General features: G+C 45.2%; 22 protein-coding genes, 5 tRNA genes and 1 pseudogene. 19 read left to right on the forward strand and 9 right to left on the reverse strand.

Going from position 1 to position 23,276, the window contains the following annotated elements; translation table 11 throughout:
- The first annotated feature begins 29 nt into the window (after positions 1-29).
- From N5P32_RS10305 to N5P32_RS10345, 9 genes are all read left to right on the forward strand, one after another.
- A complete protein-coding gene (locus N5P32_RS10305; protein ID WP_265728996.1) occupies positions 30-608 on the forward strand; it encodes a 50S ribosomal protein L25/general stress protein Ctc in 579 nt (192 codons plus the stop codon).
- A 21-nt stretch (positions 609-629) separates the two neighbouring features.
- Positions 630-1,214: an aminoacyl-tRNA hydrolase gene (gene pth / locus N5P32_RS10310; protein WP_265728997.1), complete on the forward strand. Its 585-nt coding sequence runs from the start codon at positions 630-632 to the stop codon at positions 1,212-1,214.
- 22 nt (positions 1,215-1,236) lie between these two features.
- Positions 1,237-2,328: a redox-regulated ATPase YchF gene (ychF, locus tag N5P32_RS10315; RefSeq protein ID WP_265728998.1), complete on the forward strand. Its 1,092-nt coding sequence runs from the start codon at positions 1,237-1,239 to the stop codon at positions 2,326-2,328.
- 113 nt (positions 2,329-2,441) lie between these two features.
- Positions 2,442-2,516: transfer RNA gene (locus N5P32_RS10320), tRNA-Gln, on the forward strand.
- Positions 2,517-2,526: 10 nt separating this feature from the next.
- A tRNA-Met gene (locus tag N5P32_RS10325) sits at positions 2,527-2,603 on the forward strand.
- Positions 2,604-2,617: 14 nt separating this feature from the next.
- Positions 2,618-2,692 (forward strand) — tRNA-Gln (locus tag N5P32_RS10330).
- A 28-nt stretch (positions 2,693-2,720) separates the two neighbouring features.
- Positions 2,721-2,797, forward strand: a tRNA-Met gene (locus N5P32_RS10335).
- A gap of 22 nt (positions 2,798-2,819) precedes the next feature.
- Positions 2,820-2,894, forward strand: a tRNA-Gln gene (locus N5P32_RS10340).
- A 113-nt stretch (positions 2,895-3,007) separates the two neighbouring features.
- On the forward strand, positions 3,008-3,589 hold the full coding sequence (locus N5P32_RS10345) for a TIGR04219 family outer membrane beta-barrel protein (RefSeq protein WP_265728999.1): 582 nt from the start codon (positions 3,008-3,010) through the stop codon (positions 3,587-3,589).
- Positions 3,590-3,668: 79 nt separating this feature from the next.
- Here the strand turns inward: N5P32_RS10345 and clpB are convergent, their stop codons facing one another.
- The 3 genes and pseudogenes from clpB to rluD all read right to left on the reverse strand — a co-directional run bounded on the left by clpB (position 3,669) and on the right by rluD (position 8,169).
- Positions 3,669-6,251 carry an ATP-dependent chaperone ClpB gene (clpB, locus tag N5P32_RS10350; protein WP_265729000.1) on the reverse strand — a complete coding sequence of 861 codons (2,583 nt, stop codon included), beginning with the start codon at positions 6,249-6,251 and terminating at the stop codon, positions 3,669-3,671.
- Between the two features lie 125 nt (positions 6,252-6,376).
- Positions 6,377-7,122, reverse strand: a pseudogene (pgeF, locus tag N5P32_RS10355) (peptidoglycan editing factor PgeF).
- A gap of 63 nt (positions 7,123-7,185) precedes the next feature.
- Positions 7,186-8,169 (reverse strand): 23S rRNA pseudouridine(1911/1915/1917) synthase RluD, encoded by a 984-nt coding sequence (gene rluD / locus N5P32_RS10360; RefSeq protein ID WP_265729001.1) that lies wholly within the window; start codon positions 8,167-8,169, stop codon positions 7,186-7,188.
- A gap of 158 nt (positions 8,170-8,327) precedes the next feature.
- On the opposite strand from rluD, the gene N5P32_RS10365 reads away from it, so the two are divergent.
- Entirely contained in the window at positions 8,328-9,170 is an 843-nt protein-coding gene (locus N5P32_RS10365) for an outer membrane protein assembly factor BamD (RefSeq protein WP_265729002.1), read from the forward strand.
- Between the two features lie 35 nt (positions 9,171-9,205).
- On the opposite strand, the gene N5P32_RS10370 is transcribed toward N5P32_RS10365, so the two are convergent.
- From N5P32_RS10370 to N5P32_RS10380, 3 genes are all read right to left on the reverse strand, one after another.
- Positions 9,206-9,718, reverse strand: a complete 513-nt coding sequence (locus tag N5P32_RS10370) for a glutathione S-transferase C-terminal domain-containing protein (protein WP_265729003.1) — start codon at positions 9,716-9,718, stop codon at positions 9,206-9,208.
- Positions 9,702-9,866 (reverse strand): glutathione S-transferase N-terminal domain-containing protein, encoded by a 165-nt coding sequence (locus N5P32_RS18035; protein WP_322783857.1) that lies wholly within the window; start codon positions 9,864-9,866, stop codon positions 9,702-9,704. The genes N5P32_RS10370 and N5P32_RS18035 overlap by 17 nt, the downstream gene beginning before the upstream one ends.
- A 111-nt stretch (positions 9,867-9,977) precedes the next feature.
- On the reverse strand, positions 9,978-10,190 hold the full coding sequence (locus N5P32_RS10380; RefSeq protein WP_265729004.1) for a cold-shock protein: 213 nt from the start codon (positions 10,188-10,190) through the stop codon (positions 9,978-9,980).
- Between the two features lie 459 nt (positions 10,191-10,649).
- On the opposite strand from N5P32_RS10380, the gene N5P32_RS10385 reads away from it, so the two are divergent.
- Complete coding sequence (locus tag N5P32_RS10385; RefSeq protein ID WP_265729005.1) at positions 10,650-11,861, forward strand: ammonium transporter; 1,212 nt, start codon at positions 10,650-10,652, stop codon at positions 11,859-11,861.
- Positions 11,862-12,021: 160 nt separating this feature from the next.
- Here the strand turns inward: N5P32_RS10385 and dctP are convergent, their stop codons facing one another.
- The 3 genes from dctP to N5P32_RS10400 all read right to left on the reverse strand — a co-directional run bounded on the left by dctP (position 12,022) and on the right by N5P32_RS10400 (position 15,286).
- The gene (dctP, locus tag N5P32_RS10390) at positions 12,022-13,047 is read right to left on the reverse strand and encodes a TRAP transporter substrate-binding protein DctP (RefSeq protein WP_265729006.1); all 1,026 of its coding nucleotides are present in this window, start codon (positions 13,045-13,047) and stop codon (positions 12,022-12,024) included.
- A 121-nt stretch (positions 13,048-13,168) separates the two neighbouring features.
- Positions 13,169-14,569, reverse strand: coding sequence for a heavy metal sensor histidine kinase (locus N5P32_RS10395; RefSeq protein ID WP_265729007.1), 1,401 nt, complete (start codon positions 14,567-14,569; stop codon positions 13,169-13,171).
- Between the two features lie 39 nt (positions 14,570-14,608).
- Positions 14,609-15,286, reverse strand: a complete 678-nt coding sequence (locus tag N5P32_RS10400) for a heavy metal response regulator transcription factor (protein ID WP_265729008.1) — start codon at positions 15,284-15,286, stop codon at positions 14,609-14,611.
- Between the two features lie 284 nt (positions 15,287-15,570).
- On the opposite strand from N5P32_RS10400, the gene N5P32_RS10405 reads away from it, so the two are divergent.
- From N5P32_RS10405 to N5P32_RS10440, 8 genes are all read left to right on the forward strand, one after another.
- Positions 15,571-16,584, forward strand: coding sequence for a LacI family DNA-binding transcriptional regulator (locus tag N5P32_RS10405; protein WP_265729009.1), 1,014 nt, complete (start codon positions 15,571-15,573; stop codon positions 16,582-16,584).
- A gap of 343 nt (positions 16,585-16,927) precedes the next feature.
- Entirely contained in the window at positions 16,928-17,983 is a 1,056-nt protein-coding gene (locus tag N5P32_RS10410; protein ID WP_265729010.1) for an ABC transporter substrate-binding protein, read from the forward strand.
- Positions 17,984-18,064: 81 nt separating this feature from the next.
- Positions 18,065-18,469 carry an ATP-binding cassette domain-containing protein gene (locus N5P32_RS10415; RefSeq protein WP_265729011.1) on the forward strand — a complete coding sequence of 135 codons (405 nt, stop codon included), beginning with the start codon at positions 18,065-18,067 and terminating at the stop codon, positions 18,467-18,469.
- Positions 18,442-18,882, forward strand: a complete 441-nt coding sequence (locus N5P32_RS10420; protein WP_265729012.1) for an ATP-binding cassette domain-containing protein — start codon at positions 18,442-18,444, stop codon at positions 18,880-18,882. Before N5P32_RS10415 ends, N5P32_RS10420 begins: the two co-directional genes overlap by 28 nt.
- Positions 18,879-20,138: a sugar ABC transporter permease gene (locus N5P32_RS10425; RefSeq protein ID WP_265729013.1), complete on the forward strand. Its 1,260-nt coding sequence runs from the start codon at positions 18,879-18,881 to the stop codon at positions 20,136-20,138. The genes N5P32_RS10420 and N5P32_RS10425 overlap by 4 nt, the downstream gene beginning before the upstream one ends.
- A gap of 28 nt (positions 20,139-20,166) precedes the next feature.
- On the forward strand, positions 20,167-20,898 hold the full coding sequence (locus N5P32_RS10430; RefSeq protein WP_265729014.1) for an SDR family oxidoreductase: 732 nt from the start codon (positions 20,167-20,169) through the stop codon (positions 20,896-20,898).
- A complete protein-coding gene (locus N5P32_RS10435) occupies positions 20,899-22,545 on the forward strand; it encodes an FGGY-family carbohydrate kinase (protein ID WP_265729015.1) in 1,647 nt (548 codons plus the stop codon).
- Positions 22,539-23,255, forward strand: coding sequence for an HAD family hydrolase (locus N5P32_RS10440; protein ID WP_265729016.1), 717 nt, complete (start codon positions 22,539-22,541; stop codon positions 23,253-23,255). Before N5P32_RS10435 ends, N5P32_RS10440 begins: the two co-directional genes overlap by 7 nt.
- Positions 23,256-23,276 lie beyond the last annotated feature (21 nt).

Genomic DNA, 23,276 nt, shown 5'->3' on the forward strand with positions numbered 1-23,276 from the left:
CAAACTTTATTTATTATTAGGAAATTACCATGTCATTATCTATTAATGCCGTAGCACGTACTCAAGAAGGTAAAGGTGCGAGCCGCCGCCTTCGTAACGAAGGCCTAGTGCCAGCTGTTATTTATGGCGGTGAGACTGCTCCAGTATCTATCTCTTTGAAAGACAACGAACTACTTAAAGCTGTTGGCACTCCAGGCTTCTTGACTGGCCTTGTTGAAGTAACAGTTGAAGGTAAAACTGAGCAAGTTCTTGTTAAAGCCCTACAACGTCACCCATCTACTGGCGCTGTAATGCACATGGACCTTCAGCGCGCTCAAGCTGACAAAGTGATCACAACTCGTGTTCCTTTAAGCTTCATCAACGCCGCTCAAAGTGAAGGTGTTAGCAAGCAAGGTGGTCGTTTGACTGTTGAATCTAAATTGGCTGAAGTTCGTTGTTTGCCAGCGAACCTACCTGCTGTATTGACAGTAGACGTGATCAAAGGCCAACTTGATCAAATCTTCCACCTATCTGATGTTATCCTTCCTGAAGGCGTAGAGTTGGTTTCTTTGTTGAAAGGCGAAGATCACGACCAACCTATCGCTCGTATCGGTAAGTCTAAACGTTAAGATCTCATTGAAGGCAGCATTGTGGCAGGTTTCAGATTATTAGTAGGCTTGGGAAACCCAGGCAGCGAATACGAGAACACTCGCCATAATGCAGGCGCTCAGTGGATTGAGGCATTGGCTCGTCAGAGCCAATGCTCTCTTCGTTCTGAAAAGAAGTTTTTCGGCCAATTTGGCAAAGTTTATATAGCTGGTGAAGAGTGCTATCTCCTTATTCCCACCACCTATATGAATTTAAGTGGCAAAGCGGTTCAGGCTGTCAGCCAGTTTTACAAAATCCCTCCAGAAGAAATTCTAGTAATCCACGATGAATTAGACATCGCTCCGGGCACCGCAAAACTGAAACAGGGTGGCGGCCATGGTGGACACAACGGATTAAAAGACATCATTGCAAAGCTTGCCAATAACCGAGAGTTCGGCCGCCTGAGAATTGGCATTGGCCATCCAGGGCATGCAAGCCAAGTCGCTAACTATGTACTAAAAAAAGCAGCGCCTGACGACTACGCAAAGATCGAACAGACAATCGACGAATCATTACGCTATATTGATGACATCGTTCGCGGCAACCTAAACGCCGTGATGAATCAACTTCATAGCTTCAAAGCATAATCATTTAATTAGGAATCTCACTATGGGTTTTAATTGCGGCATCGTTGGGCTACCTAACGTTGGTAAATCGACTCTATTTAATGCATTAACCAAAGCAGGCATTGGCGCTGAAAACTTCCCATTCTGCACCATTGAACCAAATGCTGGTGTTGTCGCTATGCCTGATCCACGTCTGGATGCACTAGCAGAGATTGTTAAACCAGAGCGTGTACTGGCTACTACAATGGAATTTGTTGACATTGCAGGCCTAGTAGAGGGCGCATCAAAAGGTGAAGGCCTTGGCAACAAATTCCTTGCTAACATTCGTGAAACAGATGCAATTGCTCACGTAGTTCGCTGTTTTGAAGATGAAAACGTCATTCACGTTTCAAATCACGTAAACCCAAAATTAGACATTGAAGTCATTAACCTTGAGCTGATATTTGCTGACATCGAATCCATTGATAAGCAACTGTTCCGTACCGCGAAAAACGCAAAAAGCGGCAACAAAGACGCCATTGCCCATAAAGCCTTCCTAGAAAGCATCAAAGCTCACCTAGAAGACGGTTTGCCAGTACGTTCTATGTCTTTGTCAGACGACCAGAAGAAAGAAGTCCGCTCATTGCACTTATTGACAACCAAACCAACCATGTATATTGCCAACGTGGCGGAAGACGGTTTTGAAAACAATCCGCATCTTGACCAAGTGCGTGAAATTGCAGAAGCAGAAGGCGCCATGGTGGTTCCAATCTGCAACCAGTTAGAGGCTGAAATTTCTGAACTAGACGCCGAAGAGATGCAAGAGTTTCTTGATGAGATGGGCATGGAAGAACCAGGTCTAGACCGTGTAATACGTGCAGGCTATGAACTATTAGGCCTACAGACCTACTTCACAGCAGGCGTCAAAGAAGTTCGAGCTTGGACAGTAAAACAAGGCGCAACCGGCCCACAAGCCGCTGGTGTGATCCACACAGACTTCGAGAAAGGCTTTATCCGCGCCGAGGTAATTAGCTACAACGACTTTATCCAATATAAAGGCGAAAGTGGCGCAAAAGAAGCCGGAAAATGGCGCCTTGAAGGCAAAGACTACATTGTAAAAGACGGTGATGTCATGCATTTCCGCTTTAATGTTTAACCTTTAAAAAAACATTTTAAGAAAACACTTGACCCATTAACAAGTTATATGAATAATATCGCGCCACAGAGGCAGTAGATCGATTTGTATAAACTGTTTTTGTGTCAGTCTGTTGGGGTATAGCCAAGCGGTAAGGCAACGGGTTTTGATCCCGTCATGCGTAGGTTCGAATCCTTCTACCCCAGCCAACAGACGAACGGCTATGTAGCTCAGTTGGTTAGAGCACATCACTCATAATGATGGGGTCACTAGTTCGAATCTAGTCATAGCCACCAACAATTCGATATGTTGGGGTATAGCCAAGCGGTAAGGCAACGGGTTTTGATCCCGTCATGCGTAGGTTCGAATCCTTCTACCCCAGCCATCGACGCGTTTATTATATATACAGTTAAGGCTATGTAGCTCAGTTGGTTAGAGCACATCACTCATAATGATGGGGTCACTAGTTCGAATCTAGTCATAGCCACCAACTTATAAAAGAAATCCTTTATTGGGGTATAGCCAAGCGGTAAGGCAACGGGTTTTGATCCCGTCATGCGTAGGTTCGAATCCTTCTACCCCAGCCAATTCTTCTCGATCCTTTCAAGTAACTGACACTCTTCCTTTATTTCACTGGATTTTGTTTTTCTACGTCCTATAATTATACAAACTCTTCTCAACTTGTTAATGGACAATACTCATGAAATCAGCCCTTTTACTCTCAACCGCTTTATTGGCAAGCGCTGCGCATGCCGATGTTCTTGGTTTAACCGCTGAGACTGGATCTTTCATCACTAACGATGGAGAAGATTTTAACTCATACTTTGGTGTTGCGATTGAACACCCAATCCCAGTCATTCCAAATATTCGTCTACAAAATCAAAGTCTAAAGAAATTTGGCGACTCCAACCTTGACCTTTCCTACAATGACTACACTCTTTATTATGAGTTTCTTGATGGTTTATTGTGGTTGGATCTTGATGCAGGTGTTACTTTCCGCAAGATTGATGACGCAGGCAATTCTGACATTGATGGCACTTATCCTCTAGGCTATGTGTCCGCTTACGTGAGTATTCCAGGAACAGCACTGTCTGTTGGCGGTGAAGTTAAGACTGGCGGCGGAAGCGATGCAGACATTACTGACACGACCTTTAAAGTCAAATTCCAACCTCTAATATTTGCAGGCATTGAAGCAGGCTACCGCACAGTAACAGAAGACTTCTCTTCGGCTGGCAAGTATGAGCCAAAAGGCGCTTTCATCGGCGTGTTTGTTGATTTCTAAGCACCTCATATAGAAACGAAAAATCCCGCTGAATCATGAATCATCATTCAGCGGGATTTTTTATGACTACAATCGAAGACTAATTGGTTTTTGAAAAGCCAATTTGCCCATCAATAACATCGGCAACAATCTCATCACCCGTAACAAAATGACCGGACAATAACTCATTGGCCAATGGGTTTTCTATCCATTTCTGAATAGCTCGCTTCAACGGTCTTGCACCATACACGGGGTCATAACCCACTTCGACCAATTGATCTGAAGCCGTGTCCGTTAACGTCAGTGTCATTCCCATTTCAGCCAAACGCTCATTTAAATGAGATAACTGAACCGCTGCTATACCTTTAATTTGCGTTTTCATTAGCGGATGAAACACGACCGTTTCGTCAATACGGTTAATGAATTCAGGGCGAAAATGCGTCCCTACCACACCCATCACTTTGGCTTTGATCTCTTCATATTGATCCGCAGACCGATATTCTTGGATAAAGTCCGACCCCAAGTTAGACGTCATCACGATCACTGTATTTCTAAAATCCACCGTGCGACCTTGTCCATCGGTTAGGCGACCATCGTCCAAGACTTGCAAAAGAATATTGAACACATCTGGGTGCGCTTTCTCGACCTCATCAAGCAGCAACACGGAATAGGGGCGACGTCTTACTGCCTCCGTCAAATACCCACCTTCTTCATACCCCACGTACCCTGGAGGCGCACCAATCAAACGGGCCACTGAGTGTTTTTCCATAAACTCAGACATATCAATCCGTACCATCGCCTGCTCGGTATCAAAAAGAAACTTCGCCAAAGACTTACACAGTTCCGTTTTCCCCACGCCTGTAGGCCCTAGGAATAAAAATGAGCCATTAGGTCGGTTTGGGTCAGCCAAGCCAGAACGAGAACGACGCACCGCATTAGAGACCGCCAAAACGGCTTCATCCTGTCCCATTACGGATTCATGCAATGCCTCTTCCATGCGCAACAACTTATCACGCTCACCTTCCAGCATTTTATCTATGGGAATTCCCGTCCAACGAGACACCACAGTAGCAATCTCTTCTTCTGTTACTCGTCGTTTTAACAAGAGCGTTTCCGTACTTTCTTCTGCCTTGCTGGCTTTTTCAATCTCAGCCTCCAGCATGGGAATCACACCATACTGTAACTCAGACATTTTCGCCAAATTACCACTACGACGAGCCTCCTCCATTTCCTGACGGACAGACTCCAATTCTTCCTTGAGCTTTTGTGCACCTTGTACGGCGGCTTTTTCAGCGTTCCAAATTTCTTCTAAATCTGAGAATTGCTTCTGCAAGCCATCTATTTCAAGATCAAGCTCAGCCAGACGCACTTTAGACGCTTTGTCCTTCTCTTTTTTCAGCGCTTCTTTTTCAATCTTCAATTGAATCAAACGACGCTCTAAACGGTCCATGTCTTCTGGCTTAGAGTCCATTTCCATGCGAATACGACTGCCTGCCTCATCGATCAAATCAATGGCTTTGTCCGGCAATTGACGATCTGTGATGTAACGTTGCGACAGTTTCGCTGCCGCTATGATGGCCGAATCGGTAATATCCACACCATGATGTACTTCATAACGCTCTTTTAGACCGCGTAAAATAGCGATGGAATCCAAAACACTTGGCTCTTCCACCAACACTTTCTGAAAGCGTCGTTCCAGAGCCGCGTCTTTTTCAATGAACTGTCGGTATTCATCCAACGTGGTGGCCCCAACACAATGCAGTTCGCCACGGGCAAGCGCAGGTTTCAGCATATTTCCGGCATCCATAGAGCCTTCTGATTTACCCGCCCCCACCATGGTGTGAATTTCATCAATAAATAAAATCACCTGGCCTTCTTGCTTAGCCAATTCATTCAACAAGGCTTTTAGACGCTCTTCAAACTCACCGCGATACTTAGCCCCCGCGATTAACGCCGCCATATCAAGTGAAAGTACACGCTTGTTTTTTAACCCTTCTGGCACTTCACCGTTAATGATTCGCTGTGCCAACCCTTCTACAATAGCCGTCTTACCCACACCAGGCTCGCCGATTAAAACCGGGTTATTCTTACGTCGACGCTGCAGAACTTGAATCGTTCGACGAATTTCATCATCGCGCCCAATGACCGGGTCAAGCCGACCTTCCGCCGCTCTCGCCGTTAAATCCACCGTGTATTTATCCAATGCTTGACGACTTTCTTCCGCATCAGGGTCATTCACAGAGTCACCACCGCGAATATTATCTATCACCACCGCAATGTCAGCCTTGGTCACGCCACTGGCTTTAAGGCTTTTAGCAAGATCATCTTTGCCATCAAACATCGCCATTAATACCAGCTCAGAGGAAATGTACTGATCTTTTCGCTTCTGCGCCTCTTTGTCTGCAAGGTTCAGTAATCGACCCAACTCAGGAGACATCTGCACATTGCCATCGTGGTCATTCACTTTTGGCAGGCGCGTCAATAATTCATTAAGGCCATCTCGAAATTTGGCCACAGGTATCCCTGCCTGCTGCAAAATAGGGCGAGTACTTCCACCCTGCTGATCCAACAACGCCATCATTAAGTGAAGCGGCTCAATGTAAGAATGATCTTGCCCAAGCGCAACGGACTGAGCATCGGAAAGGGCAAGCTGTAATTTACTGGTTAAGCGGTCTATACGCATAATCTGACATCCTTTAATAAACATAAGATGAACTGGTCAATTAATAGCTTAATAATCCCCAATTTCAGCTTTTCAAGATTGGCAGTGTCATTTTTTTGACACTGATCAGTAAAACCCATCAAATTTTACCTATCCAACCAAATAACAGACGCCATTCTCCCCGTTACAGCTTCTCGTCGATAAGAATAAAAACGCTCAACATCGCGAAAAGTACAGTAATCACCGCCATAAATGTGCTCCACACCAGCTTTTTTAATCGCTGCGCAGCCAACATATACAGGTTGCCCAGCCACTTACCACTTTCGCCAGAAGGCTTAAACGCCTCCTTCGCCTCAGACAAAACAGAAACAAAGGCCTCTTTTACTTCGTCTCCCACTTCAAAAGCATCTGGACCAATTGCAGGCCCCAGCCACACCATCACCTTGCTCTTATCGTCAAACTTGGCCAATGTGGATTCCAACACACCGGCACACAAACCACGCCAGCCAGCATGCGCTACTGCCACTTGCGTTCCTGCCTGATCGCAAAAGAAAACCGGCAAGCAGTCAGCTGTCAGCACCACACACACCTGATTAACGTCTCTCGTCATGGCGGCGTCCGCTGCCGCTGGCAAATATTCGCAAGGCAGGGTCACAACTTCTGTACCATGAACCTGATTTAACCAAATCGCAGAGTCCGGCATATCAATATAGGACGCAAACAATCGTCGATTTTGATCAACAGCAACAGGGTCGTCTTGAACGTGAAGACCTAAGTTCAGCGCATCATATGGCGCACCGCTTACTCCACCAATACGCGTAGACACATAAGCACGAACAGAACTTGGCGCAGGCCAAGTAGGCAAAATAAAAGAAGCACTATTTGCAGACATCGATATCCTCGGAACCAAAAATGAAAAAGGCAGCTCGAAGCTGCCTCTGTTAATACCCTATGCTTAGAAATATTCGGAATCGTTACTGCCCGACTCCACCATATCCCTTTTAAGCGCGTCCAAAAGCTGCTTCATATCATCTGGTAAATCAATTTCCCATTGCATCCACTCACCTGTAATAGGGTGAGAAAGCTCTAGCTTCTTAGCATGCAACGCCTGACGACGGAAGTGACGCAATTCGTCCTGCAACTCAGGAGAACACGCTTTTGGCATTTTCAGGCGACCGCCATATTGCGGGTCGCCCACCAATGGGTATTGGATGAACGCCATATGCACGCGAATTTGGTGCGTTCGCCCTGTTTCAAGCTTCAAACGAATGTGCGTGTGATTTTTAAAGCGCTCTACTAAACGGTAGTGAGTCACAGCGTCCTTACCGTTTACCGGCTCAACTGCTTGCTTTTGACGATTATGGGGATGGCGGCCGATTGGCTCGTCAACGACACCGCCGCCGGTCATGACACCAATGGAAATGGCTTCATATTCGCGCCCCATACTGCGTTCTTGTAACTGAAAAACCAAATCTGTTTGCGCAGCCAATGTTTTAGCAACCACCATCAAACCTGTGGTTTCTTTGTCCAGACGATGGACAATCCCCGCTCTTGGAATATGAGCGGTTTCTGGTGCGTGATGAAGAATCGCATTCATCAAGGTGCCGTCTCGGTTGCCTACAGCAGGATGAACAACCAAACCAGCAGGTTTATTAATAATGATGATATCGTCGTCTTCATAGACAATATCGAGCGCCATTTCTTGCGCTTCATGATCCGCTTGCGCCTCAATCACGATATCAAGAGTCACAACCTCACCACCAAATAACTTCTCTTTTGGCTTAGTGATTTTGCCATCAACTTTCAAAACCCCTTCTTTGATCCAAGTCTGGATACGAGAACGGGAATAGTCGCTGAACAATTCTGTTGCGATTTGATCAAATCGGCTCCCTCCTAAATCGAAGGGAACTTGGGCTTCTTTTACTATTCGCTCTGCCATACAATGTACTTTAATCTGTTGTTTTCAGCGCAATAATTTTATCATTGGCTGAAAGTGAAAAAACGTGTAGCGCCTTGCACTTCATCATCTTTCGCAATTTAACGCTACAAAATGCCGATTGAGGCTAATCTACTACCATATCAAGGTTTTGATTATACATGGGATTTCATCACTCGTTGCTCCGATTCTCTGGAATAGTAAGTTTTTCTTTGTTCATTGTGGCCTGCTCTAGCCAGCCAGTACAAGAACCCGACCTCCCTGAACGAGTTTATTACGACAAAGCTCAACAAGCGTTAGAGGAAAATCTTCCTTCAACGGCGATCAAACATCTAAAAGACTTAGATTCTCGCTATCCGTTTGGTGAGTTTAGCACTCGCGCCGAACTCGACCTCATCTATGCTCAAATGGAAGCAAGCGACTTTATCGCTGCGCACGCCACAGCAGAGCGGTTCATCAAGAACCACCCCGAGCACGACTCTATTGATTACGCTTACTACATGCGGGCCCTGTCTACCTATAAAGGCGCCGAAAGCCTGATGTCTCGTTACCTCGACTTAGACCCAAGTGAAAGAGACTCAAAGGAGCTGTCAAAAGCCTTCAACGAACTGGCAGACTTCACTTCTCGCTACCCAAAAAGCAAGTATGCCCCTGACGCGAAAGCTCGTATGTATCACCTTCGCGAAATGGTGTCACGACACGAACTGCAAGTGGCTCGTTATTACTTAAAAAGAAAAGCCCCACTTTCTGCATTGCGTCGCAGCCAAGAAGTGATTTTGCACTTCCCTAGCACCCAATCAGTAGAAGAAGCGTTAGCGATCAGCGTGCAATCCTACAAGGATTTGCAACAGGCCGATTTAGCGCAGACAAACCTCGCGGTATTAAAACAAAACTTCCCAAAATCTACACACCTAGACGAGCAAGGAAACTTTATTCCGCTAACGCTTCCCAGTGATGCGGACCCAAGTTTCTTATATTGGGTGACCTTTGGCTTAATTGACTGACCTTCGGTTTAATTAATTTAAAGGTACGTTTGTATTCAGCGGGCAGGAAACACCACGTTTTCTTGCTCGCTTGTCCACATCGGATATTTCTTCATAACCACATTGTTAAAGAGTGCAGAGTCTAAAAATAGTGACAACCATTTTTTGACATTATCGTATTCACTTTCATCAAATCTTTTCTGATTCACCGCCGCAAACTGACGCACAAATGGGAATACCGAGATATCCGCAACACTCAACTTCTCCCCCATTAAATACGAACGCAAACCCAAACGACGATTCAGTCGCCTTAAAAATACCTCGCATTGAGCAAAGTAATAGGATTCGCTGAATTCAGTATAGCGATCGGCGTACTTATAACGATCCAACCATTTTTTAAAAAACACATCATTATATCTGATCCAAGCGCTCATCTTATTACGCTGACACGCATCAGAAGGCCATACGCTATTCACCTTGATTCGATTATTACTTTTGGATAAAGCCCATAAGATTATATCCATACTTTCAGGATAACGCGCACCATCCATATCAACCAGCTGCGGCACACTCGACCTCCCCTAATGACAGCAGCGCTTCAGGTTTCGCTTTAAGCACGACCTCCCTGAGATTCACTGGAACATTCAAATACGCAATCGTGTATCTCGCACGAATCGCATAAGGGCAGCGCCTAAAGGAATACAAAACAGGTAACAAGCACCCTCCTAACTTCTACATATCATTTATTTAAGGCATAAAAAAACCATGCTTATCTATCGCCAATAAGGCCAAGAAAAAGCATGGTCTTTGAGAATATCAAAGATTCAATTATACGATGGTAACATTTTCGGCTTGAGGACCTTTTTGGCCTTGAGTCACTTCAAATGTAACGCTCTGGCCTTCTTGCAAAGTGCGGCGACCATTACCATTAATTGCACGGAAGTGAACAAAAACATCTGCTCCGCCTTCACGCTCAATAAAACCAAATCCTTTTTCGTCGTTAAACCACTTAACAATACCTGATACTAACTGACCTGACATAATAACCTCATTTTATGCTGCTCTTAAATGAGCAATCTTTTAACTTAGCCAAAATGAATTTGACCTCAAGCAACGATTCAATATTAAGTGTATTAAGAATGAAACATTAGCATTCCAAAATATACTTACTTCTCGATAATAAGTCGTTAGAAATAAAATAGAAAGTATCTGCATAAGAGTATTGTTAAAAAAGGTAACTTGATTGCGGATACATTCATTAACTGGCTTCGGTTCATATTCCCAGAACAAACCAAGAAAAACAAAAAAGCACCAATTTAGAACAAGCATTAAGAAAAAAACACCGAAAGCACCAAAAAAAAGCATCATGGAACAATTATTGCTAGTTGTTATGAAATACATTTGTCGCTCTATGATAAGGCACCCAAAAAGCCCCAAAAAAGAGCATCAGATCAGGCGTTATAACCATAACAGTGCAAAAAGAACATTAGGAGTCGCCCCGTGTCACCCACAAACAGTGCAGTCGAAATGCTGGTTTCCAGCTCAAATACGCTTTTCATACTTCTTGGCGCCATCATGGTCTTTGCCATGCATGCAGGGTTTGCCTTTCTCGAAGTCGGAACCGTCCGTCATAAAAACCAAGTCAACGCATTAGTTAAAATAATGACGGACTTCGCCGTATCTGCGCTTGTGTACTTCTTTATTGGCTACCACATCGCTTACGGCGTGACTTTTTTTGACAGCGCAGCCGTGTTGGCTCAAGAAAATGGCTACAGTCTGGTGAAATTCTTCTTCTTAATGACGTTTGCCGCTGCCATCCCTGCGATTATCTCCGGTGGTGTTGCTGAACGCGCCAAGTTTTACCCGATGCTGGTTTCAGCCGCGATCATTGTTGGTGTGGCTTATCCGTTTTTTGAAGGGATTGTCTGGAATGGCAATTATGGCTTCCAAGATCTTTTAGAAACGCACTTCGGTGCGCCATTTCATGATTTTGCTGGTTCGGTCGTCGTACACGCTTTTGGCGGTTGGGTCGCATTGGCAGCCATCATATTATTAGGCACTCGACGTGGTCGCTTTAGACATGGAAAACTGGTGGCATTCGCCCCTTCTAACATTCCTTTTCTTGCTTTAGGGGCTTGGATTTTATGTATCGGTTGGTTTGGCTTCAACGTCATGTCGGCACAAACATTAGACGGCATCAGTGGATTGGTTGCTGTTAACTCATTAATGGCTATGGTGGGCGGTATTATCGCAGCCATGTTGTGTGGTAAAAACGACCCAGGCTTTATTCATAATGGACCACTGGCTGGATTGGTGGCAATTTGCGCGGGTTCAGACATTATGCACCCAATTGGCGCCCTCGTAACCGGCGCGATAGCTGGAGCAATCTTCACTATTTTATTCACACACATCCAACAAAAATTCAAACACACTGACGACGTGCTAGGTGTTTGGCCTTTGCATGGCGTTTGTGGTGCATGGGGTGGCATCGCCGCTGGCATTTTTGGTTCCGAAACGCTAGGCGGACTTGGTGGTGTTAGCTTTACCTCCCAATTAATAGGAAGCCTAGCAGGAATCGTCATTGCAACAGCAAGCGGATTTGCTGTGTATGGTATAGTGAAAACAGTGAATGGATTACGCCTCAGCGAAGAAGAGGAATTTAACGGTGCCGACTTATCCATTCATAAGATTGGCTCAATAGGTAAGGAATAACCCCTCACCCGCGTTACCTAATAAAAGTGCTGCTTATATTAGGTAACGTCACCTCAGGTTAAAGCTAATCAAACGTCATGGTGTTTAATGACCACTTATTGATAAAATCCTGCAAACAAGAAAATGATGCTACTGGTAACCTTAATATTAACCTGTTTACTTAATGGTTGTATGTATTAAGGATTTGAGTGACACGATCAATAACGCTAAAGGCAGTTTGATTGTCGCTTGGCAAGTTTTTCGCCCAGTCACGTTGGTGTGCAGCAAAATCAGACGTTTTTGCCCATGCTTTAATTTCTTCATCCGTCAGCTCTCTAACAGAGTTTCCTTGCTCTTTAATCAGGCTCACCATTTCGGCGTAACGTTTGTCCATTAAGTGCCCCAAATAACGATAAGAATATTCTGCTGCACGACTAAAGGCTTGTTTGTCTTCTTCTGCCAACTTTTCCCACACGTCATTATTGATGGCGATAATGTATAAATGACCTAACCAAAGTTGTTGAGAAATAAGTGAGTGCTTCGCTGTTTTATGAAGGTTTAGGTTATAGGCACTGTCGATGTTAACCAAGATTCCGTCTAGTCGACCATCATCAAGGGCATCGTATACTTCTGGTCCCCAATGCATTTTTACTGGCTCTGCCCCCACACTTTTTAGAAAATCTAAGTGCCAGAAACTCGCTGAGCGCCATTTCTGATTCTTGATCTGTGCAATATTCGGTAATTCGGAAGTGCCAAAAAATCCGGCAGGGAATCCGGTTGATAAAAAGATGGGACGGATATTATTACTATCAAGCTCTTGGCTGAACTCTGGAATTCGATCATACACTTCGCGGAAAAATTCAACTTGCTTGGCACCAGATGGCCCAACTGGAAAACCTTTGAATATCTGATGAAGAGGCATTTCTTTGGCTTTATATTCTGGAACAATAACGCTGATATCGTTTTTACCGGAGCTTAATGCTGGTAACGCATCGTATGCAGCAGCTAACTCGCCATCCCAATGTCGTTCGATGACAACTCGACCTTTAGACTCTCTTTTAACCGCGGGAAAGAACACTTCATTCAGAAACTGCATTCGCATGCCATTTAGAGGTTGGTGGTCACTGTATTTCAATACCGTTTCAGCTTGAACTTGGGCAATGCTTAACAGCACACAAGAGACCGTTAGTAACTTTTTGATAAACATAATCGAGCTTCCTCTAAATAGACAGCAGTTTGATTTTAAGATGAAAACTAACGGTTTAAATAGCTTGAACTCGTTAGCTTTTACTTACTCTATCAAATGCTCCATGTCACAAAGCTGACCGCTAGCTTACGTTTTTGTCAGAATTTTCTTGATCCAGTGCTAAGGTAAAGCCGAAAGTATTACTACCATTTTCACTCTGCACAAAAACATTGCCTTTGTGCATTAACGCAACAGCCTTCACGATAGAAAGCCCCAATCCGTGGTGGATATGGCTGCCACTTCGGGACGAATCGACGCGATAAAAACGCTCAAACAACCGCTCCAAGTGTTGATTTTCTATCATCTCGCCCTGATTCGAAACAGCAACCGAAGCAAGGTTTTTGTCTTGTTGAATCGTCACCTTTATCGTTGAGTTGTGACGCGCGTGTTGAACACCGTTGCCTAGCAGGTTGGCTAAGGCTCGATGGAAAAGCCGATGGTCAATACAGGCGATCGCATCACCTTCGATTTCAACAGTAAGGTTATTTTCTTCGAGCAGGGTTTCAATATAGTCCAAGGTTTTTTGCGCTTCTTGGTGTAATGACACAGTAGTGATTTGCGTTGCGATTTCCCCAGCTTGGGCATGTGACATAAAAAGCATGTCATTCACAATCGACGTCATACGCTCGAGCTCTTCTAAGTTCGATCCGAGCAAGTCTTCTAGCTCCGCTATGTCATGTTGATGAGACAGACTAAGCTGAGTTTGTCCGATCAAATTGGTCAGCGGTGTTCTCAGTTCATGAGCAACATCAGCATTGAAACTTTCGAGCTGTTGCCATGCGACTTTTTGTCGATCTAAAACACCATTAAAAGACATCGCCAATGTTTGTAACTCAGTGGGAAGTTGAGTGGTATCTAAACGTTTATCATAGTTGCCTGGCTCGAATGTTTTTGCTTGTAAACTGAGCTTTTTGACTGGCCTCATGCCCATCGTCGAAATACCGAACCCCAGTAACGCCACCAGCGAGATGCCAAAAATACTGATTAAGACTAACGTTCGGGTAAACTCATTCAGCGTTCCCACATAGGCGGTTGAGTCAATAGAAACAGAAAAACGTAACTCTTTGTTTTCATCATCAAACGAAGTAAACGTCGTGTAGAGATAATGATCTGATGACATCGCGCTGTTCGATGAAATCAGGCTAAATCCCTCCGTTAGCGGCACTTGTCCCATTTCAGTCAAACTGTTATCGCCGAGCAATACGGTTGAATCCGAATCAAACACCCAATACTTAACACGCCCTCCCTCAGCTTCCGTTAAATCAGCAAGTTTTTTTACCAAGCGTTGCCACGCGTCTGGGCTAGTGCGCGAGCCTATCCAAGGCTCAATTAAATTGGCTCTGAATATCAGTTCATTGTGCATCTGCTTGGTCAATGAATCGTCCAAAGACGACCTTAGTAATAAGCCATAAGCAGATAATGTAAGCATGGAGCACAAGGCAAACATAATGGATAATCGGCTGGCAATGGAGCTGGTTTTCATAACAATCTTCTACCTACAATCACCTAATTTCGATCTAAATTAGTCTCTCGTTTCAAGCACGTAACCCATGCCTCGAACCGTGTGTATTAATTTTTCTGTATAAGGTAAATCGACCTTACTTCTTAAACGTTTCACGGCGACCTCTACCACATTGGTATCGCTGTCAAAATTCATGTCCCATATTTGCTCCGCAATCATCATTTTCGACAATATTTTGCCCTGATTTCTGACCAACAAACTAAGCAACGCAAACTCTTTTGCGGTTAGCTCTAAACGGTCATTGCCTCGGGTGACTTTTCTCGCGATTAAATCCAGCTGCAAATCATGAATGCTTAAATGCGTCATTTCTGCGCCATCCACTTGCTGCCTTCTTAGCAATGCTTGAATACGAGCCACCAGCTCACTTAAAGAAAAAGGCTTACATAAATAGTCATCCGCACCGTGACGTAGCCCCTTAACACGTTCTTCTACAGAGCCTTTGGCCGACAGCATAATAACGGGAGTGTTTTTATGACCTCGTAACCGATCCAAAATGCTATAACCATCTAAACCGGGTAGCATGACGTCTAAAATAATCGCCTCATAATCATGCTCCATGGCTAGATGCAAGCCATCTAAACCATCAACTGACACATCAACATTAAAGCCAAGTTCTTTTAATGCTCGCTTGATATAGGCTGAGGTTTTTTCCTCATCTTCGACCAAAAGTAGTCTCATAACGCTTCTCACTAAACAGCTTAAAATGACATTGCTCTCTCATATTAGAGGTTCAGGACTGACTTAGCATGGATATTTTTCTGACAAAAATGTCAGAAACGACCGATTTGATTGGCTTTAAAAAAGTAAAATACGCTTGCAAGACAGACTATGATCTTGTTTAGTGACGCAAATTTAAAGCACAGTTAAACGTTTTACAAAAAGCTTGCCTATCCCATTAATCATCTGCTAGCCTTACAGCTGTTAAACGTTTAACTACAAATACAAAAAAAGGTACGTTTACAATGAGAAAGCCTTCAATCCGTGAAGTCGCCAAATTAGCCGATGTGTCGACGGCAACAGTGTCTAACGTCTTTTCTGGCAAAAAACCTGTTAATGACGAACTAAAAGACAGAGTACGCAACGCTGCGGCTCAACTCGGCTATCAAGTGGATCGCGCTGCGTCCCAACTTCGTTCACAACGCAATAAAGTAGTGACGGTGTTGGTGCCAAATATCACAGATACCTTTTTTGCTACCATTGTTTCCCACCTTGAAAACTTGGCTTTTGAACATGGTTACGATGTCATTGTGGCAAGTTCTCATGATCGTGATGATGTGGAAGCGTCACGCGTAAAAGCCTTAATGAGCTGGAAACCGGCAGGCATGATCGCCATTCCTTGCTCTGGTCAATTATCAGAATCACTGCTTAATTTAAGACACCTTTGTCCTACGGTATTAATTGACCGTGTCGCCGTTCACGCAACGCCCTTTGATACCGTCACCATAGACAATCGATCTGCTGGTGAAATGGCATGCCAACACCTCACTCATGCTGGCCATGAAAACATCTTAATTGCAGCATCAAATTTGTCCTTTCCACCGATTCGAGAGCGGGTGGAAGGGGCTTTTTTAGCCATAGAAAAAGCCAACTTAGCCAAGCCTGATGTCATTGAATTAGGCTCGGAGCTAGAGGGCGGGGCGATAAAAATCGCAGACTGGTTGGCAAACCATCCCAAGCCGACGGCCATATTCGCGCTAACCAACGTCACGACACTGAGCACACTTACCGCATTGGCAGAATGCAACATCAAAGTCGGACAAGACATTTCTTTAGTGGCTTTCGATGATTACGCTTGGATGTCTGCAAGAAGTACCAGCCTTACCGCAATACGTCAGCCTGTTGAAGAAGTCGCTGCAAGTGCATGGTCTAAATTGCTAGAACGCATTGATTCGGACAGAAAAAACATAGATCCCAATGCCACAGTTCTTGATGCAACGCTGATAGAGCGCCACTCAGTGAAAAAAATAGAAAAGTAGATTTAAGACTCTAAAAATGGAGAGCGATCGGATTACGATCCTTTAAATTACAACTGTTGAAATCTAAATAAGGAGGCCAAGATGCAGAGTTAAGAAGCGAAAAAGAAGCCGGTAACACTGACGTTTTACCATAACCCATTAACCCTACACCTTAGCTAAGGTTAGCACTCAATAAAGATGTCTAACCGACTTCCATCACTGTTGCAGCAGTTTTGAAAGCCGTGTTCAGTGTATTACATCTGAATTTTATAACCAATAGAGCAAGACAGGGTAACAAAACATCAGCCACTCATTTGGCTGTTGTGGGCGACTTTCGCCTAAATTATTGATCGGAGTGTAAGTAATGAAATCTATAGCAATAAAAACAATCGGTTTTACTACGCTTGCCGCTACGTTTGGCGCCTTATCAGCACACGCTGAAGCATCGTCAACCGTGGCGTTCTTGATGCCAGATCAGGCATCAACTCGATACGAAGAACATGACTTCCCAGGCTTTAAAGCCGCCATGAATAAACTCTGTTCAGACTGTAAATTAATCTATCAAAATGCCAATGGCGATGTGACTTTACAGCAACAACAATTTAACTCTGTGATCGCACAAGGTGCCAAAGTCATTGTACTTGACCCTGTGGATTCCAGTGCCGCTGCCTCTTTAGTGAACTTGGCTCAGAGCCAGGGCGTTAAAGTCATTGCTTACGACCGCCCTATTCCCGGAAAAGCCGCTGACTTCTATGTTTCTTTTGATAACAAAGGCATAGGCAAAGCCATTGCGGAAAGTCTCGTTAAACATTTGGAAAAAATGGGCGTACCAAAAGACAAAGGCGGGATTCTGCAGATTAACGGTTCTCCTACCGATGCAGCAGCGGGGTTAATCCGTGACGGCATTGACGAAGGCCTAGACAACAGCGGGTACACCACACTGGCTGAGTACGACACGCCGGATTGGGCGCCACCAAAAGCGCAGACATGGGCGAATGGTCAAATCTCTCGCTTCGGTTCCAATATTTTAGGTGTGGTTGCCGCGAATGATGGTACGGGTGGGGGAGCCATTGCCGCGCTAAAAGCCGCTGGAGTAAATCCTCTTCCTCCCGTTACGGGCAATGACGCGACGATCGCGGCACTTCAGCTGATCATTGCAGGTGATCAATACAATACGATTTCCAAACCTTCTGAAATCGTTGCCGCCGCCGCGGCCAATGTCGCTGTGCAAATGCTTAATGGAATCACACCTGTTGCTAAAACGACTCTGTATAACACACCTTCGGAGCTTTTCGTTCCTGAAGTCGTGACTCGCGAAAACATCAAAGAAATCGTCTTTGATAGCGGTGTTACCTTCGCAGGTGATGTGTGTACTGGTCGATATTTAGCCGGCTGTAAAGAGCTAGGTATTTGGCGATAACGACGCGCTGAAACACGAATGCTCCGCCGCTCGATAGACCAGAGCGGCGTTTTTCCTAACATAATCCCAGTGGAGAAAACCATGTCTTCCAACGCTTCTGCGCGTTTAGAAGGGCTTCAGCCTATTCTAAGTTTGCGTAAAGTTTCTAAAAATTTTGGTGCGGTTGCCGCACTCACTGATATCGATCTTGATGTTTATCCCGGCGAAGTGGTTGCCCTAGTAGGTGACAATGGAGCAGGGAAATCCACGCTTATTAAAACCTTAGCAGGCGCCCATTCACCGACTTCTGGCACGATTCATTTTGAAGGGAAAGAAGTGGTCATGAGCGGCCCTAGTGATGCTTTGGAGTTAGGCATTGCTACGGTTTTTCAGGATCTTGCTCTGTGTGAAAACTTAGATGTTGTCGCCAATATTTTTTGGGACAAGAAAAAAGCCCTTTACACCTGGATGAAACAGAAATGGAAGTCACCTCATGGACCTTATTAAACGAGCTAGCGGCGCGCATTCCTAGCGTACGCGATGTGGTGGCCTCTTTGTCTGGCGGCCAACGTCAAACGGTGGCGATTGCACGCTCATTATTATCAAACCCCAAAATCATCATGCTTGACGAACCGACAGCTGCATTAGGCGTCGCCCAAACTGCCGAAGTGCTAAACCTAGTCGAACGCGTTAAAGCCAAAGGCTTGGGTGTGATTATGATTTCTCACAACATGCAAGACGTAAGAGCCGTTGCCGATCGCGTGGTGGTGTTACGACTGGGTAAGAATAACGGTGTGTTTAATGCAGAGGCATCCAACGAAGAGTTAATTGGCGCAATCACTGGCGCCACAGACAATGCTGTTTCCAGAAGAGCAAAACGTTTAGCCGCGGCTGAGCAACAAGTCGAGGAGTTACCATGAGCGACCCAATCAACAAACCCGTAAAAGAAACCGTCTATTTAGACCGAAGTGATGTGCGTGTCACGCATTCTGATAGCGTCTCAGACAGCATTAACGCCTTTATTGATCGAATCAAATCGGGCGATTTAGGCTCTCTGCCAGTGGTGATTGGTTTGGTATTAATTTGGAGTATTTTTACCGCAATCAACCCTATTTTCTTATCACCTAATAACCTAGTGAATCTGCTGTTTGATTGCTCAACTGTGGGCATTATCGCCTTAGGTATTGTCTGTGTTTTGATGCTCGGCGAGATTGACCTTTCCGTTGGTTCCATGAGCGGTGTTGGTTCTGCTTTACTGGGTGTTTTATGGGTAAACCAAGGCTGGCCGTTGGCTTTGGCAATTGGAGCAAGTTTGTGTGTGGGCGCCATGATGGGCTTTGGTTACGCGTTCTTGCGAACCAAGTTTGGGATGCCAAGTTTTGTGTCTACGCTGTCTGGATTAATGGCCTTGTTGGGATTCCAGCTGCTGATACTAGGTTCAACAGGCTCCATCAATTTGCCGTATGGTTCTTCTATGGTGAATTTTGGTCAACTCATGATCATGCCTGCATGGGCGGCGCATTCTTTTGCCTTCGTTCCAGGTCTTGTGATTGTTGCTATGGGCAACCGTGTCCGTAATAAACGTCAATCCGTCAACCTATCCGCCAAAAGTCTGAATAGCATTTTATTCAAAGCCTTGATTGTTACCTGTGCTCTGCAAGCGGCGGCATTTTATCTAAATCAATCTCGTGGCGTGCCATGGATGTTTGCGCTGTTTGTCCTGTTGGTTATTGCGATGGATTACGCCCTAACGAGAACGAAATGGGGTCGTTATATGTTTGCGGTAGGCGGCAACGCCGAAGCGGCTCGTCGCGCCGGTATTAATGTTAAAGCCATCTATATCAGCGCCTTTGTCTTGTGTTCATCTTTAGCGGCGTTAGGCGGTGTGTTAGCGGCCTCTCGTTTAGCTTCAGCAAGCCAGCAAGCGGGTACTGGGGATGTCAATTTAAACGCGATTGCTGCTGCTGTTATTGGCGGAACCAGTTTATTTGGTGGTCGTGGTTCTGCTTGGTCGGCATTACTGGGGATTATTGTAATTCAATCCATTGCCAATGGCTTAACACTGCTCAACCTTTCATCCTCTCACCGTTACATGATCACAGGCGCAGTATTGGCCATCGCAGTCATCGTGGACAGTGTCGCTCGTCAAAGTCGTGTTTCTCACGGTAAAGCATAAATAACGTTATCGTTTAGGAGTAATGGTTATGAATACAAGTTTAGATGGAAAAGTTATTGCGATAACGGGCGCTGCATCAGGAATTGGCCTAGCATGCACAAAAGCCTTTATTGAAGCTGGTGCTGAGGTTGTGCTGATTGATCGATCTGCAACGGCATTAGAAAATGCGTGTCAGGAATTGGGGAATAGAGCCCTTCCTTTAGTGGTTGATCTTTTGAATAACGACGATGTTGACCATATGCTAAAAGGCATCTTGTCTTTAACCGAGGGACGTTTAGATGCGTTCCACGCAAACGCAGGAGGTTATGTTGGTGGCGTTTTCGCAGATGGCAATCCTGACGAATGGGACCGTATGCTGAATCTTAACATCAATTCGGTATTTCGCTCTGTGCATGCGGTTTTGCCTCATTTAATCGCACAAAAAGGCGGCGACATTATTGTCACCAGCTCCATTGCCGGCATTGTTCCTGTTGTTTGGGAGCCTATTTATACGGCATCAAAACACGCTATTCAGGCATTCGTACACACACTTCGTCGCCAATTAAGTGTTCACTCTATTCGCGTTGGCGCCGTAGCACCGGGGCCTGTGGTGACGGCACTATTGGATGATTGGCCAAAAGCCAAAATGGAAGAGGCGCTTGCCAATGGGAGCTTAATGCAACCTGACGCTGTCGCGGATTCGGTTGTCTTTATGTTGACAAGACCCGCCAACATAACAATACGTGACCTTGTTATTTTACCTAACAGTGTGGATTTATAAATGAGCCAATTATTGCATGATGTGTCTGCGTCCTATGTGATTGGTGTGGATGTTGGGACAGGAAGCGCGCGCGCTGGTTTATTCGATTTACAAGGCAACATGTTGCACGTCGTCAAACAGGACATTACGACCTTTCAAGATGACAATGCGCGTTTTGAGCAGTCATCAGAAAACATTTGGCAGGCTATTTGCACCTCTGTAAAAGCAGTTGTATCGGCTTCAGCTTTACCGACTAAGTCGATTGTCGGACTGTCTTTTGATGCCACTTGTTCATTAGTCGTTATGGGGCAGGACAATCAGTCACTGCCTGTTGGCGAGCATGGCATAGCAGAGCGTAATGTGATGGTGTGGATGGATCAGCGAGCTACGGAGCAAGCTCGTATGATCAACAATCTTGGTCACTCGGTTTTAAATTATGTGGGAAACCGCATATCCCCTGAGATGCAAACACCAAAGTTATTGTGGTTGAAAACACATCTACCTGAAACCTATCACAATGCTCAGCACTTTTTTGACTTGACCGATTATCTCACCTTTCGCGCATCAGGGTCACTGGCCCGTTCCATTTGCACTGTAGTGTGTAAATGGACCTATTTGGCGCATGAAAATCGCTGGGATAACTCCTATTTCGAAGCCATTGGATTGGAGGAACTGTCCGCGACGCAATTTTCTAAAATTGGTACGGATATTGTTCCGCCGGGAACCGCACTAGCCGATGGATTGACTGATGATGCAGCCGAACAACTTGGATTACTCGCGGGTACCGCCGTCGCGGCAGGATTGATTGATGCTCATGCTGGTGGCGTTGGCTCTGTCGGTGCACGAACAGAAGAAGGTACAGCATCGCCTGCAGAGTGTTTGGCTTATGTGTTTGGGACATCAGCTTGTACATTAACCACATCCTCGTCGGCGACGACTGTTCCCGGTGTATGGGGGCCGTATTTTTCGGCAATGATTCCGGGAACATGGCTAAACGAAGCGGGGCAATCTGCCGCCGGTGCGGCGATTGATCATCTGGTATCAATGCACCCGGCGGCACCAAAGGCAAGCCTTCTTGCCAAAGATGCAGGCTTTCCTTTAAGTGTTTGGCTATCTAAACAAGCGCAAACCAAGATAAGTCACGCCAGTGATGCCGTTAATTTGGCGAAAAATGTACATGTAGTTCCTGAATTTCTAGGCAATAGAGCGCCATTTGCAGAGCCAAATGCTCGGGCGATTATCGCGGGGTTGGACATGGATAAATCCATTGATAGTCTGATTACGCTTTATATTGCTGGCATCTGTGGTCTTGCTTACGGCTTGCGTCAAATTATTGAGGCACAAGCAAACCAAGGCTTAAACATAGCGCATGTCGTAATCAGCGGGGGAGCTGGTCAAGACCCTCTAGTTCGCCAGCTTATTGCCGATGCCATTGGCAAAGAAGTAATCGCACCCAAGGCGGATGAGCCAGTGTTGCTTGGTACAGCTATGTTAGCAGCGGTTGCAGCTGGCAAGCACTCCAACGTAGAAAGTGCAATGAGAGCCATGTCTTCTTTCGGGGAGAGATATCCACCTAACCTATCCGCGGAACACCAGAAACACGAAGGCCGCTATTTGGCGTTTCTCAAGCTGCAATCTGCTGCTAGGGAGCTTCAGTCCATATGTTAAGTAGAATCAGAAATGCTCAAAGTATCAATAAGACATCCATCGATTTGATTATCTTTGATTGTGACGGGGTTTTGGTGGACAGCGAATTGCTGTCCATTGACGCCTTACATCATTTGATCATAGCGCAAGGCGGCGCCCTGAGCAAAAGTCAAGTCATTCAGCAATTCCAAGGGCGCAGCATGAAATCTGCACAAGAAGAGCTTTTTGCAACTCAAGGCGTTGAACTAACACAAGCATCAATAGACGACATGAACATGCACTTATTTACTCGCTTTAAAGCCGAGCTTCAAGTTGTTACTGGTGTAGAAGCGTTTATTGAATCATTAACAATACCTTGCTGTGTCGCCTCTTCCTCTCACCCAGAGCGGATCGATGTTAGTTTAGAAGCCACTCAGCTTAAAGCGTATTTTACGGGCAATGTTTTTTCTTACACCATGGTGAAATATGGCAAACCTGCTCCAGATTTATTTCTTTTTGCTGCTGCAAAAATGAAAAGCACGGCTGACCGAACTTTAGTGATTGAAGACAGCCCAGCAGGAATAGAAGCCGCTCGACGAGCCGATATGTTGTGCATTGGGCTAACGGCTGGCTCCCACGCAAAAAATCCCAGCCATAAACAAAAGCTGATAGATGCCGGTGCAGATTGGGTTGTTGATAGCTACGAAGAGGTATCAGATATCATTACCTCTATAGTATGTAAGCGCATTTAAAAGAAATAAGGAAAAGCGGCC

The organism is Marinomonas pontica, assembly GCF_026191375.1.
Taxonomy (GTDB): domain Bacteria; phylum Pseudomonadota; class Gammaproteobacteria; order Pseudomonadales; family Marinomonadaceae; genus Marinomonas; species Marinomonas pontica.

Bases quoted from the DNA above. Each gene is read 5' to 3' on its own strand.
- N5P32_RS10305 (WP_265728996.1), top strand. From the start codon at position 30: ATGTCATTATCTATTAATGCCGTAGCACGTACTCAAGAAGGTAAAGGT.
- ychF (WP_265728998.1), top strand. From the start codon at position 1,237: ATGGGTTTTAATTGCGGCATCGTTGGGCTACCTAACGTTGGTAAATCG.
- N5P32_RS10345 (WP_265728999.1), top strand. From the start codon at position 3,008: ATGAAATCAGCCCTTTTACTCTCAACCGCTTTATTGGCAAGCGCTGCG.
- clpB (WP_265729000.1), bottom strand. From the start codon at position 6,251: ATGCGTATAGACCGCTTAACCAGTAAATTACAGCTTGCCCTTTCCGAT.
- rluD (WP_265729001.1), bottom strand. From the start codon at position 8,169: ATGGCAGAGCGAATAGTAAAAGAAGCCCAAGTTCCCTTCGATTTAGGA.
- N5P32_RS10365 (WP_265729002.1), top strand. From the start codon at position 8,328: ATGGGATTTCATCACTCGTTGCTCCGATTCTCTGGAATAGTAAGTTTT.
- N5P32_RS10380 (WP_265729004.1), bottom strand. From the start codon at position 10,190: ATGTCAGGTCAGTTAGTATCAGGTATTGTTAAGTGGTTTAACGACGAA.
- dctP (WP_265729006.1), bottom strand. From the start codon at position 13,047: ATGTTTATCAAAAAGTTACTAACGGTCTCTTGTGTGCTGTTAAGCATT.
- N5P32_RS10395 (WP_265729007.1), bottom strand. From the start codon at position 14,569: ATGAAAACCAGCTCCATTGCCAGCCGATTATCCATTATGTTTGCCTTG.
- N5P32_RS10400 (WP_265729008.1), bottom strand. From the start codon at position 15,286: ATGAGACTACTTTTGGTCGAAGATGAGGAAAAAACCTCAGCCTATATC.
- N5P32_RS10405 (WP_265729009.1), top strand. From the start codon at position 15,571: ATGAGAAAGCCTTCAATCCGTGAAGTCGCCAAATTAGCCGATGTGTCG.
- N5P32_RS10410 (WP_265729010.1), top strand. From the start codon at position 16,928: ATGAAATCTATAGCAATAAAAACAATCGGTTTTACTACGCTTGCCGCT.
- N5P32_RS10415 (WP_265729011.1), top strand. From the start codon at position 18,065: ATGTCTTCCAACGCTTCTGCGCGTTTAGAAGGGCTTCAGCCTATTCTA.
- N5P32_RS10420 (WP_265729012.1), top strand. From the start codon at position 18,442: ATGGAAGTCACCTCATGGACCTTATTAAACGAGCTAGCGGCGCGCATT.
- N5P32_RS10425 (WP_265729013.1), top strand. From the start codon at position 18,879: ATGAGCGACCCAATCAACAAACCCGTAAAAGAAACCGTCTATTTAGAC.
- N5P32_RS10430 (WP_265729014.1), top strand. From the start codon at position 20,167: ATGAATACAAGTTTAGATGGAAAAGTTATTGCGATAACGGGCGCTGCA.
- N5P32_RS10435 (WP_265729015.1), top strand. From the start codon at position 20,899: ATGAGCCAATTATTGCATGATGTGTCTGCGTCCTATGTGATTGGTGTG.
- N5P32_RS10440 (WP_265729016.1), top strand. From the start codon at position 22,539: ATGTTAAGTAGAATCAGAAATGCTCAAAGTATCAATAAGACATCCATC.